16 protein-coding genes and 1 pseudogene are annotated in these 15,180 nt (G+C 64.7%); 7 read left to right on the top strand and 10 right to left on the bottom strand.

Going from position 1 to position 15,180, the window contains the following annotated elements:
- Positions 1-62: 62 nt before the first annotated feature.
- The gene (locus EBI04_RS01690) at positions 63-560 is read left to right on the top strand and encodes a hypothetical protein (RefSeq protein ID WP_135255775.1); all 498 of its coding nucleotides are present in this window, start codon (positions 63-65) and stop codon (positions 558-560) included.
- Between the two features lie 103 nt (positions 561-663).
- A complete protein-coding gene (gene bshA, locus EBI04_RS01685) occupies positions 664-1,803 on the top strand; it encodes an N-acetyl-alpha-D-glucosaminyl L-malate synthase BshA (RefSeq protein WP_206202052.1) in 1,140 nt (379 codons plus the stop codon).
- A gap of 75 nt (positions 1,804-1,878) precedes the next feature.
- Here the strand turns inward: bshA and lon are convergent, their stop codons facing one another.
- On the bottom strand, positions 1,879-4,299 hold the full coding sequence (gene lon / locus EBI04_RS01680) for an endopeptidase La (RefSeq protein WP_135257838.1): 2,421 nt from the start codon (positions 4,297-4,299) through the stop codon (positions 1,879-1,881).
- Positions 4,300-4,410: 111 nt separating this feature from the next.
- On the opposite strand from lon, the gene EBI04_RS01675 reads away from it, so the two are divergent.
- The 4 genes from EBI04_RS01675 to EBI04_RS01660 are packed head-to-tail and all read left to right on the top strand — an operon-like array spanning position 4,411 to position 7,422.
- Positions 4,411-5,247 carry a DUF1517 domain-containing protein gene (locus tag EBI04_RS01675; RefSeq protein WP_167481856.1) on the top strand — a complete coding sequence of 279 codons (837 nt, stop codon included), beginning with the start codon at positions 4,411-4,413 and terminating at the stop codon, positions 5,245-5,247.
- A 30-nt stretch (positions 5,248-5,277) separates the two neighbouring features.
- On the top strand, positions 5,278-6,216 hold the full coding sequence (locus EBI04_RS01670) for an alpha/beta hydrolase-fold protein (RefSeq protein ID WP_135255772.1): 939 nt from the start codon (positions 5,278-5,280) through the stop codon (positions 6,214-6,216).
- A complete protein-coding gene (locus EBI04_RS01665; protein WP_135255771.1) occupies positions 6,213-6,887 on the top strand; it encodes a TerC family protein in 675 nt (224 codons plus the stop codon). Before EBI04_RS01670 ends, EBI04_RS01665 begins: the two co-directional genes overlap by 4 nt.
- Complete coding sequence (locus EBI04_RS01660; RefSeq protein ID WP_135255770.1) at positions 6,880-7,422, top strand: class I SAM-dependent methyltransferase; 543 nt, start codon at positions 6,880-6,882, stop codon at positions 7,420-7,422. The genes EBI04_RS01665 and EBI04_RS01660 overlap by 8 nt, the downstream gene beginning before the upstream one ends.
- On the opposite strand, the gene EBI04_RS01655 is transcribed toward EBI04_RS01660, so the two are convergent.
- Complete coding sequence (locus EBI04_RS01655) at positions 7,412-9,397, bottom strand: (Fe-S)-binding protein (RefSeq protein WP_135255769.1); 1,986 nt, start codon at positions 9,395-9,397, stop codon at positions 7,412-7,414. The genes EBI04_RS01660 and EBI04_RS01655 overlap by 11 nt on opposite strands.
- A gap of 74 nt (positions 9,398-9,471) precedes the next feature.
- Here EBI04_RS01655 and EBI04_RS01650 point away from each other — a divergent pair, with 74 nt between their 5' ends.
- Positions 9,472-9,672, top strand: a complete 201-nt coding sequence (locus EBI04_RS01650; RefSeq protein WP_135255768.1) for a hypothetical protein — start codon at positions 9,472-9,474, stop codon at positions 9,670-9,672.
- Here EBI04_RS01650 and EBI04_RS01645 read toward each other — a convergent pair.
- The 8 genes and pseudogenes from EBI04_RS01645 to EBI04_RS01610 form a co-directional block, all read right to left on the bottom strand.
- Positions 9,651-10,106 (bottom strand): divergent PAP2 family protein, encoded by a 456-nt coding sequence (locus EBI04_RS01645; protein ID WP_135255767.1) that lies wholly within the window; start codon positions 10,104-10,106, stop codon positions 9,651-9,653. The genes EBI04_RS01650 and EBI04_RS01645 overlap by 22 nt on opposite strands.
- Positions 10,090-10,941 (bottom strand): tetrahydrofolate dehydrogenase/cyclohydrolase catalytic domain-containing protein, encoded by an 852-nt coding sequence (locus tag EBI04_RS01640; protein ID WP_135255766.1) that lies wholly within the window; start codon positions 10,939-10,941, stop codon positions 10,090-10,092. The genes EBI04_RS01645 and EBI04_RS01640 overlap by 17 nt, the downstream gene beginning before the upstream one ends.
- A 1-nt stretch (position 10,942) precedes the next feature.
- Positions 10,943-11,397 (bottom strand): annotated as a pseudogene (nusB, locus tag EBI04_RS01635) (transcription antitermination factor NusB).
- A complete protein-coding gene (locus EBI04_RS01630; RefSeq protein WP_015716882.1) occupies positions 11,390-11,719 on the bottom strand; it encodes an Asp23/Gls24 family envelope stress response protein in 330 nt (109 codons plus the stop codon). The pseudogene nusB and the gene EBI04_RS01630 overlap by 8 nt, the downstream one beginning before the upstream one ends.
- 12 nt (positions 11,720-11,731) lie before the next feature.
- Positions 11,732-13,069 (bottom strand): acetyl-CoA carboxylase biotin carboxylase subunit, encoded by a 1,338-nt coding sequence (gene accC / locus EBI04_RS01625; protein ID WP_135255765.1) that lies wholly within the window; start codon positions 13,067-13,069, stop codon positions 11,732-11,734.
- Entirely contained in the window at positions 13,066-13,605 is a 540-nt protein-coding gene (accB, locus tag EBI04_RS01620) for an acetyl-CoA carboxylase biotin carboxyl carrier protein (RefSeq protein WP_135255764.1), read from the bottom strand. Before accB ends, accC begins: the two co-directional genes overlap by 4 nt.
- Positions 13,606-13,722: 117 nt before the next feature.
- The gene (gene efp / locus EBI04_RS01615) at positions 13,723-14,277 is read right to left on the bottom strand and encodes an elongation factor P (RefSeq protein WP_015716879.1); all 555 of its coding nucleotides are present in this window, start codon (positions 14,275-14,277) and stop codon (positions 13,723-13,725) included.
- Complete coding sequence (locus EBI04_RS01610) at positions 14,274-15,176, bottom strand: DUF8754 domain-containing protein (RefSeq protein WP_135255763.1); 903 nt, start codon at positions 15,174-15,176, stop codon at positions 14,274-14,276. Before EBI04_RS01610 ends, efp begins: the two co-directional genes overlap by 4 nt.
- Positions 15,177-15,180 lie beyond the last annotated feature (4 nt).

Raw genomic sequence — 15,180 nt, 5'->3', positions numbered from 1 at the left:
CATCCCAAAGCTCAGGCCCATTCCTCACATGCCCCTTGCCCCCGTCATGGCACCCTAAAGGCATGGGCATGTGGATATCCAGGTGGCTGGCGATCCTGGCCCTCCTGGCCCTACCTGGGGCCCTGGCCCAAGACTGGCGGCTTACCCGCAGCCAAACCCTAACCCAGGCGGGAGCCCGGGAGTGGCGGTACACCCTTGGCCCTTCGGGCAAGGAAGCCCAGGAGCTTTGGCGCAAGCTTTCCAGCCAGTACCAGGACCACCTGCGCGCGGGATACCAGGTGGACCTCGGGGCCTGGCGGGTCTACTTCCTGGGGGGGAAGCTAAGGCTTGAACCCCACTGCCCGGTGGCGAACCCCGCCTGCTTCACCTTTGGGGCCCTTCCTGTGCCCAAGGAGCGGCAGGACCGCTTCCTCCTGGAGCTTTCCCAACTCCTGCACCAGGCCCTTACCCAGGCTCAAACCACGGGGGGCGTGGTCCTCCTCTCGCGGCTATTCCGCCTCGAGGTTTCCCGCGGGGCCAACCCTCCTTATCCCGCAAGCCCCTCAGGCTGGCGGCCCTGAGCGCTCCTCGTCCCCTACGGTAAACTGGAGGCATGACCTTCTTTGGCCAACCAATCGGGGAACATCCTGAAGGTGCGTCTCCCATGGGCAAGGGTCCGGGGGGATGGGTTCTCTCCCTTCCCCTTTTGCGGGTTTGGGCGTGAGGGTGCTGAGGCTGGGCCTGGTGGCCTACCCCGGCCTCGGGGGTAGCGGCATCGTGGCCACGGAGTTGGCCCACCGCCTGACCCAGATGGGCCACCGGGTTTACCTTTTCGCCACGGAAAGGCCCTTCCGCCTGCCCAAGGATAGCCCTGTGGTCTACATCCCCGTGGACCTGCCCTTTTACCCCGTCTTCCCCGGCCCCCTCTACACCCTCTCCCTGGCGGGGGTGCTGGAGCGGGAGGCCAGGCGGCTGAGCTTGGAGCTGGTTCACACCCACTACGCCATCCCCCACGCCGCCGCCGCCTACCTGGGGCTTGGCGAGGAACTCCCCCTGGTGCATACCCTCCACGGCACCGATGTCTCGGTGCTGGGCATGGACCCGGCCTTCCACGGACCCACCCGGAAGGCCCTCCAAAGGGCCAAGGCCACCACGGCGGTGAGCCGGGCCCTAGCCCAGGAAGCGCAGAAGGCCTTCGGGGTTAACCCCGTGGTCATCCATAACGCCGTGGACCCGGACCGCTTCCACCCCAGGCCGGAGCGCAAGAAGCTCTACGCAGAGGAAGGGGAGTGGCTTTTGGTGCACGCCTCCAACTTCCGCCCCATCAAAAGGGTGCCAGATATCGTGCGGGCCTTTGCCAAGGTACGGAGGAAGGTGCAGGCCCGGCTCCTTCTTCTGGGGAAGGGACCGGAGGAAGGGGAGGCGAAGCGGGTTGCGGAGGAGCTCGGGGTGGAACGCTTTGTCACCTTCCACCCCCCCACCCCCCATCCCGAGGAAATCCTGGGAGCCGCCGATCTTTTCCTGCTGGCCTCGGAGGAGGAATCCTTCGGGCAGGCGGCCCTCGAGGCCCTGGCCAGTGGGGTTCCCGTGGTGGCCACCGCCGTGGGAGGAGTTCCCGAGCTGGTACGGCCCGAGGTGGGGCGGCTGGTGGAGCTTGGGGACCTGGAAGGCTTCGCCCAAGCGGTGCTGGACCTCCTCGCCCATCCCAGACTTTCCAGCATGCGCAAGGCTGCCCGGGAGTACGCCATCGCCCGCTTTCACCCCGAAAGGATCACCCAGGCCTACCTGGAGGTGTACCAAAAGGCCCTGGAGGACTCCCCCTGAATAGGAACCAAGCCCCGCCGGGCAAGCCACCCGGCGGGGAGAAAGGGGACCCCTTTTACCCGCTAGAGGCTACCCCTAGGCATGGGCCACCACTTCCTTTTTGGACCGTGCCCTGGACCTCTTGGCCTCCCGGGCCCTATGCTCCAAGGCCTTGAGCCCGCCCACCAGGGACAGGTCCAGAACCTGGTCCAGATGCTCCACGAAGTGGAAGGTCATGTTCTGGCGCAAGGGCTTGGGGATGTCGGCGAGGTCGGGCTCGTTCTGCTTGGGCAGGATCACCTCCCTAATCCCCGCCCGCCTGGCCCCCAGCACCTTCTCCTTCACCCCGCCGATGGGAAGCACCCTGCCCGTGAGGGTGATCTCCCCGGTCATGGCGATGTCGTGGCGGACGGGCACCTCCGTGAGGGCGCTGACCAAGGCGCTCACGATGGCCACCCCAGCCGAAGGCCCTTCCTTGGGAATGGCCCCTGCCGGCACGTGGATGTGGATGTCGGACTCCTCAAAGCGCTTCAAGGGGATGCCGAAGCGCTCGGCGTTCCGCTTGGCGTAGGAAAGGGCCGCCCGCGCCGACTCCTTCATCACATCCCCAAGCTGCCCGGTGAGGATCAGGTTTCCCTTGCCGGGCATCACGGAAACCTCCACGAACATGATGTCTCCCCCCACCGGGGTGTAGTACATGCCCGTGGCCACCCCCACCTGGGGCTCGCGGGCCTCGGTTTCCGGCAAGTAGCGGGGCGGGCCCAGGTACCGCTCCAGGTCCTTCTCCGTGATGCGCACCCGCCGCTTGCCCTCCTCCAGGATCTGCCGGGCCGCCTTGCGCAAAAGGGAGCCGATCTCCCGCTCCAGCTGGCGCACCCCCGCCTCCCGGGTGTAGTGGGTGATGAGGCGCATGAGGGCTGCTTCCGTGATCACCACCTGGCCCTCGGTAAGGCCGGTTTCCCGCATCTGCCGGGGCAGGAGGTAACGCTTGGCGATCTCCAGCTTTTCCTGCTCGATGTAGCTGGTGAACTCGATGGCCTCCATCCGGTCCCAGAGGGGGGCGGGGATGTTCTGGGGGAAGTTGGCGGTGCAGATGAACATCACCTCGGAGAGGTCAAAGGGCACCCCCAGGTAGTGGTCCACGAACTCCTTGTTCTGGGCGGGATCCAGAACCTCCAAAAGCGCCGCCGCCGGGTCCCCCTGGTAGGAGATGCCCAGCTTGTCCACCTCGTCCAGGAGAAAGACGGGGTTCTTGGTGCCTGCCTGGCGCAGGCCTTGGACGATGCGCCCCGGCATGGCCCCGATGTAGGTGCGTCGGTGCCCCCGGATGTCGGATTCATCCCGCACGCCACCTAAAGAGATCCGCACGTACTTGCGGCCCAGGGCCTCGGCGATACTCTTGGCGATGGAGGTCTTCCCCACTCCAGGAGGCCCCACGAAGAGGAGGATGGGCCCCTTGTTCACCTCGTCCGGTGGGATTTCCCCCCGCTTGGCCCGCTCCGCCTTGAGCTTCCGCACCGCCAGGTACTCCAGGACCCGGTCCTTCACCTTCTCCAGGCCGTAGTGGTCCCTTTCCAGGATCTCCTTGGCCCGGTTTAGATCCAGGTTGTCCTCGGTGCGGGTGTTCCAGGGCAGGTTCACGATCCAGTCCAGGTAAGTGCGGATGACGCTGGCCTCGGCGGAATCGGGGTGCATGCGAGCGAAGCGGTTGAGCTCCCGCTCCACCTCCTGCCGCACCACGGGGGGCAGGTTGAGTTCCTCCACCTTTCTGCGGAACTCCTCCACCTCTTCCGCCCCTTCCTCGCCGTGGAGCTCCCGCTGGATGGCCTTCATCTGCTCCCGCAGGAAGTACTCCCGCTGGTTGCGGTCGATTTCCTCCTTGACCTGCTGCTGGATGCGCCTTTGCGTTTCGATGAGCTCCAGCTCCGCCTCGAGGAGAACCAAAACCCGCTTCAGCCTCTCCGCCACATTAGGGGTTTCCAAAACCCTCTGCTTGTCCTCCAGGCGGAAGTCCATGTGAAAGGCGATGTAATCGGCGAGCTGGCTCGGGTCTTCCAGGTTCAAGACGAACTGGGCCACCTCGGGAGCCAGGTACTTGCCCTCCTTAAGGAGGGCCTGGAACTTGTCCTTTACCTCCCGCACCAGGGCCTTGACCAAGGTGGGGTCAGCGGGTTCATCGGAGAGCACCTCCCCCTTGGCCTCGAGGTGGTCCCCCAGGTCCAACCACTCCCGGACCCGCACCCGGGCAAAGGCCTGCACCAGCACCTGGACGGAGCCGTCCGGGTTCTTGCGCATCTTGAGGATGTTGCAGGCGGTACCCACCTCGTAGAGGTCCGAGGGCTTGGGGTTTTCCACCTCCTTGTCCTTCTGGCTCACGATAAGCAAGACCCGCTCCCGGGCCAAGGCCTCGTCAATGGCCCGGATGGAAACGGGCCTCCCCGCGTCAATGGGCATGACCATGGTGGGGTAGATGACCGACCCCCTCACCGGGCAGACGGGCAAGGTCTCTGGCAGCATGGTTTTCCTCCTTTCTCCCTTCTCGTCCATAGCCTAAGCCTACCTATATCAAGTTTACTGCATCGTTGGTTTTAGCACAAAGCCTCCCGGCCCTGGAGTATGCTGAAGGCCATGCGCCGCCTCATTTGGCTCCTTCTCCTGGCTCTCTCCTTGGCCCTGGCCCAGAAGAGCGGGGGCGGCGCAGGTGGGCGTCCCTACAGCCCCACCCCACCTCCCATGAGCCCGGGGCCAGCCCCGGTCTTCCCAAGCCCGGCCCCCTCCTATCCCCCGTATCCTGGTCCGGTGGTGGTCTATCCCGGGGGAGGGGGAAGCCTAGGCATTGTACCCGTCCTGGTGGTCTTGGGTTTGGTCTTGGTGACCGCCTACATGGTGCGGGGGCTCCGCCAGGCGGGGGAAGGGCCCACCGCCAGCGCGGCCAGGTTGCGCCTGGCCCTCCTGGCCCGCCCCCAGGTGCAAAAGGCGCTAAGGCAGCTGGCTGAGGAAGCGGACACCACCTCGGCCAAGGGCCTCGCCGACCTGCTGGACGAGGCGGCCCTCTTGCTCCTCAGGGAGGAGCCTGCCTGGCGCTTTGGGGATTACCAGGTGGCGGCGGGTTCCGAGGAGGAGGTCCTGGCCCGGTTCGACGCCTGGATGCTGGAGGAAAGGAGCAAGTACCAGGAAACCTTCCGCCACTTCGAGGGGAAGAAGCAAGCGGTGGAGGCATACCAGGCCCAGGTGGAGCCCGGCGGGCGCTACCTGGTGGTAAGCCTCCTCCTCGCCGACCGCAGGCTCCTCCCTCCCCGATCCCCCTTGACCCGGTCCCTGGCCAGGGAGGTCCTCATGGACCTAGCGGGATCCAGTTCCTTCACCCTCCTGGCGGCTTACCTCTCCTGGACCCCTGAAAGGGAAGGCGAAGCCCTGACGGAGGAAGAGCTCCTTCTCCTCTACCCGGAGCTGGAGAAGCTTTAGGTCCGCCCCAGGCCCGGGTAGAGTATTCCCGTGGTACGGGTTTCTAAGCGCACCATCACCTTCTTTCCCCCGGCCCAGGCCAGGGCCCTGATAGGGGATTTCACCGACTGGGAAAGGAACCCCATCCCCCTTCAAGGCCCCATCACCCTGGAGTTCCCGGAAGGGGCCTATGTGGAATACGCCTTCCTGGACGAACAGGGTAGGCCCTTCCCCGACCCGGACAACCCGGAAAGGGCCGACAATCCCTGGTGGACCTACCCCCGGGCCGTCCGCCTTCCCGGCCACCGCTTTGAAGCCCCCCCCGAGCCCAGGGAAGAACCCAGGGTAGAGCGGCACCGCCTGGGGGAAAGGCGCTTCTACGTGGCCGAAGCCGGGACAAGTCCCAAGGCCACCCTGGTGGCCCAGGACGGGGTGGCCTTCTACCGCACCGCAGGCCTCCACAAGGTGGCCCAGGCCCTGGTGGAGGCAGGCGAAATCCCCCCGGTGCGCCTGGTTTTCGTGGAGCCCATAGACCGCAACCGGGAGTACCGCTTTTCGGAAGCCTACGAGGAGGAGTTCCACCGGGTGCTAGGGGAAGTGGAACGCAGCAAGGACCCCTTGGGGGAGATCCTCCTGGTGGGGGCTTCCCTAGGAGGCCTTTTCTCCTTGTGGCAGGCCCTGCGCCACCCGAGCCGCTTCCCAAAGGTCCTCGCCCTCTCCCCGGCCCTAAAGGCCCACCCGGGCGGCACCGATGCCTACCGGGACCGGGAGTGGCTTTGGGAACAATACGCTGAGGCCCAGGTTTTGCCCCGCATCTATCTGGAGGTGGGCCTTTTGGAATGGCTCCTGGCCCCAGCCCGACGCTTCGCCGCCCTCCTGGCTGACCGCAAGGTTCCCCACGCCTACCGGGAAAGGGCCTCGGGGCACAACTGGATAACGTGGAAGCAGGCCCTGGCCCCAGGGCTTCGCTACCTGCTGGGGGAGGCATGAATCCGGAAGCCTTTCTGGTGCTCCTTTCCGTGGCGGCCCTCGAGGCTCTCCTATCCGGGGACAACGCCTTGGTCCTGGCGGTGATGGTCAAACCCCTGCCCACCCACCTGCGCCGCAAGGCCCTCTTCTACGGGGTCCTGGGGGCCTACCTGCTAAGGGGCCTGGCCCTTCTTTTTGCCGTGTACGTCATACGTCTCTGGTGGGTCCAGGTGCTGGGAGGGCTTTACCTCCTCTTTCTCATGCTCCAGCACTTCCGCGACCATTCGGAGGCCAAGCCCTTGCCCGAGGCTACCGCCCGGGAGTTCTGGCGGGTGGTCCTCCTCATCAACCTGGTGGACTTAGCCTTCGCCGTGGACTCCATCCTGGCGGTGGTAGCCTTTTCCAAGGACCTCCTTCTGGTCTTCCTGGGGGTGGCCCTGGGCATCCTCTTCATCCGCCTGGCCGCGAGCTATGTGGTGACGGTGATGGAACGCTATCCCAGCCTGGAGAAGGTGGCCTACGCTCTGGTGGGCTGGGCCGGGGTCAAGCTCCTCTTGGAAGGAAGCGCCACCTTGGCGGAACTCCTGCACCGCCCGGAGCTGGCCTGGCACCTGCCGAAACCCGCCTTCTGGGGCGTAACCTTCCTCATCCTCTTGGGGGGAAGCCTTCTGGCTTTACGCAAGCATGCCTAGGGACTGGGATGCGTTTTACCGCCAAGCTGCCCTGGAGCGGGCCCCCGCCCAGGTAGTGCGGGCCTACGGCCCCTTCGCCCCCAAGGGCTCGGTCCTGGACCTGGCGGGAGGCTTGGGCAGGAACGCCCTTTACTTCCTGGACAGGGGTCATCCCGTGGTCCTGGTGGAAAGGAGCCGCGAGGCCCTAAGAAAGCTTAAAGGCATCCGCGGCCTGACCCTGGTGGAGCTAGACCTCGAGGCCCCCAACGCCCTTACGCACCTTCCCAAAGGCCCCTTCGCCGCCATCCTTATGAGCTATTACGTAAACCGCCCCCTTCTCAAAGCCCTTCCTCCCCTCTTAACCCCAGGGGGGCTTCTCCTGGTGGAAGGCTTCAGCCGCCGGGAAGCCGTGCGGCGCCACAGGCCGGAAAGTCCTTTCTACTGGGAGCCCTACGAACTCCTCACCCCTCCCCCAGGCCTCGTGCTGCGGGCCTTCGGGGAGGGGTGGATGGAGGGCTACCGGGTCTTCGCCGCCTATCAAAATCCTAAGCCCTAAGGCCCCGGGCCACCAGCTCGGCGATATCCAAAACCTCCGGGGGCTTCTCGTCCTGGGCCGCCTCCACGTTCATCATGGCCATGCAGAAGGGGCACCCCGTGGCGATGACCTCCGCCCCCGTGCCCTTAAGCTCCCGGTAGCGGTTTTCCGAAACCCGCATGGCCCCAGGCTCCTCCTCCTTCCAGAACTGGGCTCCGCCCGCCCCACAGCAGAAGCTTCGCTCCCGGTTCCGGGGGGGCTCCAAAAGCTGGAAACCTACCTCCTTGAGCACATCCCTGGGAGCCTCGTAAACCCCGTTGTGACGGCCCAGGTAGCAAGGATCGTGGAAGACCACCTTCTTGGTTTCCTCGGACACCTGAAGCCTACCGCTTTGTAGAAGCTCGGCGATGAACTCCGAGTGGTGCACCACCCGGTACTCCCCGCCAAAGGCCTTGTACTCGTTGCCCAGGGTGTGGAAGCAGTGGGGGCAGGTGGTGACGATGGTTTTAGGAGCCACCTGGTTTAGGGTTTCCACGTTCTCCGTGGCCAGCTGGAAGAAGAGGTACTCGTTCCCCGCCCGCCTGGCGGAATCCCCAGTGCACTTTTCCCTCTTGCCCAAAACCGCCCAATCCACCCCGGAGGCGTTTAGGATCTCCACCATGCTCCGGGCGATCTTCTGCGCCCGGGGGTCATAGCTGGCCGCACACCCCACCCAGTAGAGGACCTCGAGGTGGGGCTTTTCCTCCACCGTGGGTACGCTAAGCCCCTCGGCCCAGTCCAGGCGCTTGTCCTGGCCGATGCCCCAGGGGTTGCCCGAGCGCTCCATGCCCCGGAAGGCATTGTTAAGCTCCTGAGGGAACTCCCCTTCCATGAGCACCTTGGCCCGGCGCACATCCAGGATGTGAAGCATGGGCTCGTTGCCCACCGGGCAGACCTCCACGCAGGCCATGCAGGTGGTGCAGGCCCAAAGGGCCTCCTCGTTCAGGGCGAAGTCCATGAGGGGCCTCGGGCTTTCCTGCCCGCTGGCAAAGGCCGGGAGGATCTCATTCAGTTCGTACCGCTCGGAGATGACGATGGCCGCCGGGGAGAGGGCCTTTCCCGTGGTGTAAGCAGGGCAGGCCTCCTGACAGCGGTTGCACATGATACAGGCATAGGCGTCCAGAAGCCGCTTCCAGGAGAGGTCTTCCAGCTTCTCCGCCCCAAACTTTTCCTCCTCCTTCTCAAAGTCTAAGGGCCTAAGGGCCCCGGGCTTCTCCTGGTGGAAGGCCAGGTTGATGGGGCCCATCATCAGGTGGATGTGCTTGGAGCGGGGAAAGTAGGGAAGGAAGAGGAGAATGGAGCCCAAAGCACCCCACCAGAAGAAATGCTCCATGGCCACTAAGGCTCCAGGAGAAAGCCCCGAAAAAACCATGGCCAGAAAGCTGGCCACCGGCTGGAAGGGGTCGGGCTCCCCTTGGGCCAGGCCCGCCGCCTTGGAAAGCAGGCGGCTTCCCACGTGGAAGGTGATGAAGGCCCCCACGATGGCCGAATCCCGGGGGATTCCCTGGCGTACCCGTTCGTGGAGAGGCACCTTGGGATTCCAGGTGAAATCCTGGGGTGCGAGAAGGTAGCGGCGAAGCATGAGCCCCAGGATGCCCACTAGGATGGCGGCGGTGAGGAGATCGGCCACGAGGTTATAGGCGTTCCAAAGCCCTCCTTGGGTGTGCAGGGGGAAGTACCCCTCCAGAAGGTCCACCAGGTTGACCAGGAGGTAGTAGATGAAGCCGTAGAAGACGAAGGCGTGGAGGAGGGAAACCAGAGGCCGCCTCTTGAAAACGGTCTGCTGCGTAAGGGTAAGCCAAAGGGCCCGGCCAATGCGCTCGGGCAGGCGGTCAAAGCGTTCCTCCGGCCGTCCCCTTCGGATGGCCAGATACACGCGGCGAAAGCCCGTGTAGGCGTAGTAAAGGCTTACCAAAAGGAGCAGGATAAAGAGGATCTTCTCCGGTAGCGTCAGCATGGGTGCAACCTCCTTATACTCGGTAAAAGTTTACCCCATCCCGGCAAGCTGGCAAGGGCGTACAATAAAGCCCCGTGGAAACGGTTGCCTTCGGCGTCCTCCTCTTCTTCGGCCTTTTGAACCTGTGGGTCTTCCACCGCTTTAAGAAGCCCTTGCTGCCCCTGGTGCTGGCCCTATTCGTGAGCTTCTTCACCTTCTTCCTCTCCCCCGTGCTTGGGCTTCTCGTCTTCCTTTTGGGACAGACTCTGGCCTTTTACGCCGCCGGGAAAAGGTGAAAGCTGAGGAAGGCCACCAAGGCGCCGAGCAAGGCCCCCACCAGGACCTCGAGGTAAGTGTGGCCCAAAAGTTCCTTAAGGGGCTCTGGGGCAGGGCCTTTCTCCAGCACCTGTTGCAGTTCCTGAACCAACTGGTTTAGGAGCTGGGCGTGCAGGCCAGCCGCCCGGCGGATTCCCGTGGCGTCGTACATGACGATGAGGGCGAAGACGGCGGCCACAGCAAACAGGGTGCTGCCAAAACCCTCCTGGAAGCCCACCCCCATGGCCAAGGCGCTGACGGTGGCGGAGTGGGAGCTGGGCATCCCCCCGGTTTCCAGGAAACGTTCCCACTGGAACCGCCCCTCCAGCAGGTAATAGAGGAAAAGCTTCAGGGTCTGGGCCAAGAAGTTGGCCAGGATGGCTGTCCAAAAGACCTGGTTAGCGAGGAGCTCCATGCCGCCTAAGCAACGCCGCCTTCACGGTATTGGCCATCAGCATGGCCACGGTCATGGGCCCCACGCCCCCGGGCACGGGGGTGAGGGCGGAGGCCACCTCGGCCACCTCGGGGTGAACATCGCCAAGAAGCTTACCCCCCACCCGGTTCACCCCCACGTCCACCACCACGGCACCAGGACGCACCCACTCCTTTGGCACCAAATGGGGCCGCCCCACCGCCACCACCAGCACCTCCGCCCGCCGGGTCACCTCGGGAAGGTTCCGGGTACGGGAATGGGCCACGGTCACCGTGGCGTCCTCCCGCAGGAGGAGGCCTGCCAGGGGCTTCCCCACAATGTTGGACCGGCCCAGCACCACCACCTCCTTGCCCCTTAGCTCCACCCCGTAATGCTTGAGCAGGCGGACGATACCCAAGGGCGTGCAGGGGAAAAGCCCCTCACCCCCGCTCCAAAGCTTCCCCACGTTGAGGGGATGGAAGCCATCCACATCCTTAAGGGGAGAGATGGCCTCCAAAACCCGCTCCGTGTGGATGTGAGCGGGCAAGGGGAGCTGGACCAGGATGCCATCCACCTCCGGGTCCTGGTTAAGGGCCTCTATGCGCCCGAGAAGGGCTTCCTCCGGGGTATCCGCGGGGAACACCTCCACCTGGCTCAAAAGGCCAAGCTCCCTGGCCCTCTTGTCCTTAAGGCGCACGTAGGACACCGAGGCGGGATCCTCTCCCAGGCGGATCACCCTGAGGGAGGGCACAAAGGGCAGGGAGCCAAGGGTTTCCCTCAGCTCCCGATACACGGTCTCCGCCACCTCATGGCCGGAAAGGGTACGGGCAAGGGTCATCTCAGTCCTCCTTGGGCACCGCCTTCAGCTCACCCCCCTGGATCCGCCGGTACAAGCGGCCCAGCACCCCGTTGACAAACGCTCCCGAGTGCTCTCCCCCGTAGCGGTTGGCGATCTTCACCGCCACCTCGATCAGAGGGGCGAAGGGAGTGGGCTCGTAGAGCATCTCGTAAGCTGCCAGGCGCAACACCGTGAGGTCGGTTTTGGACATCTGGGCGAAGTCCCAGCCCTCCACCGTATCCCGTAGCACCTGGTCCACCTCTTGCGCATGAACCTTGTATCCCTCCAGCAAGCGCCGGGCGAAGGCCATGCCCTCCTGGTCCAGGGGATCCCCATAAGAGTCCTCCTCGCCTCCCATCTCTTCCAGGGCGTGGCGGAAGGCCTCCTCCAGATCCACCCCCCCTGGGTATGGGCGAACAAGGCCCGCATGGCCAGTTCCCTGGCTCGCCTAAGCATGGGCCTCCTTCCGGTACTCCACCTGGGCCACGGTGAGGTTCACCGCCTGCACCTTCTCCCCTGTGGCCAGGTAAAGGGCTTCCGCTACGGCTTTTTGCACCGCCTGGGCCGCCTCGGGAATGGAAACCCCGTAGTCCACGGAGAGCACCAGGTCCACCGTGAACCCCTCCGGGGTGCGCTCCACCTTGATGGGCTTCATGCGGCGGAAAACCTCCCCCAGGGAGCGGGGAGCGGTTTCCAAGAGCCGCACCCCCTGGAGGTCGGAAAGGGCATGGGCCACCAGCCCCTCGAGGGCATGGTCGCTGATCTCGTACTCCACCATCACACGCCCAGTCTACATCTCCATCCGCCGGGCCACGAAGTTGGTGTAGACCGCCCCCCGGCGGAAGAAGGCGTTCTGCAGCACCCTCTGGTGGAAGGGGATGGTGGTCTTCAGGCCGGGTCCCTCGATCACCGTCTCGGCAAGGGCCCTTTCCATGCGCCGGATGGCCTCCTCACGGGTGGGAGCCCAGGCGATGATCTTGGCGATCAGGCTGTCGTAGTGGGGCGGGATCTGGTAGCCCGCATAGAGGTGGCTGTCCACCCGGATCCCCGGCCCCCCAGGGAAAAGTAGGGTTTCCACCTTGCCTATGGAGGGCCTGAAGCCCTTCTCCGGATCCTCGGCGTTGACGCGCACCTCTATGGCATGCCCCCGCACCTCCACCTCCCCCTGCTTGAGCCAAAGCTTCTCCCCCATGGCGATCCGGAACTGGGCCTGCACCAGGTCAATGCCCGTGATCATCTCGGTCACGGGATGTTCCACCTGGATGCGGGTGTTCATCTCGATGAAGTAGAAGTTCCCCTCCTTATCCACCAGGAACTCCAGGGTACCCGCAGACACATACCCCACGTGCCGGGCCAGGCGGGCCGCCGCCTCGGCGATGGCCTTCCGGGTTTCCAGGGGCAAGGTGCTGGGAGCCTCCTCCAGGAGCTTCTGGTGCCGGCGCTGGATGGAGCAGTCCCGTTCCCAAAGGTGGATAACGTTCTCCCCATCCCCGAGGACCTGGATCTCAATGTGCTTGGGCTCCTCGATGTACTTCTCCAGGTAGACGGCCGGGTTGCCAAAGGCGGCCCGGGCCTCCTCCTGGGCCTGCTGGATGGCCCTTTCCAGCTCCTCTTCGGTGTGCACCACCCGCATCCCCCGGCCCCCGCCCCCGGCGGAGGCTTTAAGGATCACGGGATAGCCGATTTCCTGGGCGGCCCGTTTGGCCTCCTCCACGCTCCCCAGCTCGTCCGTCCCCGGCACCGTGGGCACCCCCGCCTCCCGCGCCACCTTCCTGGCGGTGGCCTTGTCCCCAAGGGCCCGCATGTTCTCCGGGGTGGGACCGATGAAGGTGATGCCGTGGTCCCGGCACATCTCGGCGAAGGTGGCGTTCTCCGCCAGGAAGCCGTAGCCGGGGTGGATGGCGTCGGCCCCGGTCACGATGGCTGCGGAGAGCAGGTTGGGGATGTTCAGGTAGCTCTGCCCGGAAGGCGGAGGCCCGATGCAGATGGCCTCGTCCGCCAGGAGCACGGGAAGGCTCTTCTCGTCGGCGGTGGAGTGGGCCACCACGGTCTTGATCCCTAACTCCTTGGCGGCCCGGATAATCCTCAAGGCGATCTCGCCCCGGTTGGCGATTAAGACCTTCTTCATAGCGGCTGGATCAGGAAGAGGGGCTGCCCGTACTCCACGGGTTCCCCGTTTTTCACCAGGATCTTCTTGACGATCCCGGAAACCTCCGACTCGATCTCGTTCATGAGCTTCATCGCCTCGATGATGCAGAGCACCTGTCCCTTTTCCACCCGGTCCCCTTCCTCCACGTAAGGGGGGGCATCCGGGGCCGGTGCCCGGTAGAAGGTACCCACAATGGGGGCCCTCACCTCCACGCAACCCGCACACTCCTCCTTAGCCTCCTTAGCCTCCTTGGCTCCCTTGGCCTCCTGGGCCTCGAGGCCCGGGGCTCCGGCTGCCGGAGCCAAATCCGCAGGGGCGGGAACGCCAAAAGCAGTGGGGGTGGGCAAGGAGGGAGGCGGGGCCGGAGGGGTGGTTACCCCTTGCGGCAAGGCCACCACCTGCACCTCGCCTCCTCGGCGCACGGTCAGCTTGTAATCCGGGGTTTCCAGGGTGAGCTCGCTCACCCCGTGCTCCACCAGGGCCTGCAGGATCTGTTTCAGCTCCTTGGGCGTCATGGGTACACCTCGCGGCATAAAGCTTACCCCATGTGCCCACGAAACAGCTTTTGTACCCGGTCAAAATATACCGGAAGCAAGAGGGGCCTGGGATTCACCCAGGCCCCTTATCCTGGCCTAGGCCCGGCCCACGTACTGGCCCGTGCGGGTATCCACCTTGATGACCTCGCCAGGTTCCACGAAAAGGGGCACCTGCACCACCGCTCCCGTTTCCAAGGTGGCGGGCTTGCTCCCGCCGGAGACCGTATCCCCCCGCACCCCCGGGGGGGTGTCCACCACCTTGAGTTCCACCACGGTGGGCGGGGTAATCTTCAGGGGGCGCCCCTCGTACATATCCCCCAGAACGGTCATGCCCTCCTTGAGAAACCGGGCCGCCTCCACCTGATCCTTGGGCAGGTGGAACTGCTCGTAGGTCTCCAGGTCCATGAAGACCAGGTCGTCCCCCTCCTGGTACAGGTACTGGAGCTCCCGGGTTTCCACGTAGATGTCTTCCAGCTTCTCCCCGGAGTTAAAGGTGCGCTCAATGGTAGCTCCCGTCTCCAGGTTCTTGAACTTGGCCACCACCTTGGCCCCCCCGCGGCCGATCTTCTGGTGCTGGTACTCCACGCACTCCCAAAGGCCGCCCTCCATCTTCACCTTGGTTCCGGGTCTAAGGTCGGTCACGCTGATCATGCTTCCTCCTGTAGGTCCAGGACCTGGGGCCTAAGCCCTAAGAGGTCAATATACCGGAGGTACTCCTCTTCCCCAAGCTCCCGCCCGGCCAGGGCCACCAAAAGGGCCTCCATGACATTGGTGCCAAAGCTTCGCCCGTTCAAGCGAGGGGTGGTGGTGATGAGGCGTTTCACCCCCCTCTTCCGCAAAAAGGCCACGTCCTCCTCCGTGGTGGTGTTGGTGAGCACCACCTTCCCCCGCATCTCGTCGGGCATGTGCCGCTTGATGTAGTGCCAGTCCCCCGCCACCAGGTCCGCCCAGGTGTAGTAGCGGCTTCGCCAGTCCACCGCCCGCTTCTCCTGCTTTTCCCCCGTGGGGTAAAGGAGCTGGAAAGGAAGCTGGGTAAGTACCGGGAGGAGGACGAAGGCCAGTTTCTGCAGGAAGGAGAGGGAGTAAAGGGGTATGGGTAAACCCAGGGCAAAGATGAAGTCCCCGTAAAGAACCTTGGCCCCGGCCTCGTGCAAGGCCTCGGCCAGGCCGAAGCGGTCCACGGCGGAGGGCAGAAGCACCTTAGTATCCTTCCAGTCTATCAGCTCCGCCAGCTGGGCCACCGCCCGGCGCTCCAGGGTGTGCTTGAGGCCCGAGCCATCCACCACCAGGGTTTTACGGGCCGCCTCCTTAAGCCTTTTGGCATCCCGGATGGTGTAGCGCCGCCCCCCTGCCCAAAGGTAGAGGTCAATGCCCCCGAGGCCGATGGCGTCCACCTTTCCATCCAGCTCAGCAATGAGGCGCAAGGCTTTCTGGAAGTCCCCATCCGTGCCCCGCCTTTCCAACACCACTTCCTCCCCAAGGAGCTCCACCTGGACCACGGAGTCCCGACGGCTAGCCCCCAGGGACACGGAAACCACGTGCTTGGCCACGAAG

This window comes from Thermus caldilimi, from assembly GCF_004684245.1.
GTDB lineage: Bacteria > Deinococcota > Deinococci > Deinococcales > Thermaceae > Thermus > Thermus caldilimi.
The sequence above is the reverse complement of the archived record's forward strand: the minus strand, read 5'-3'. Positions and strand labels throughout refer to the sequence as shown.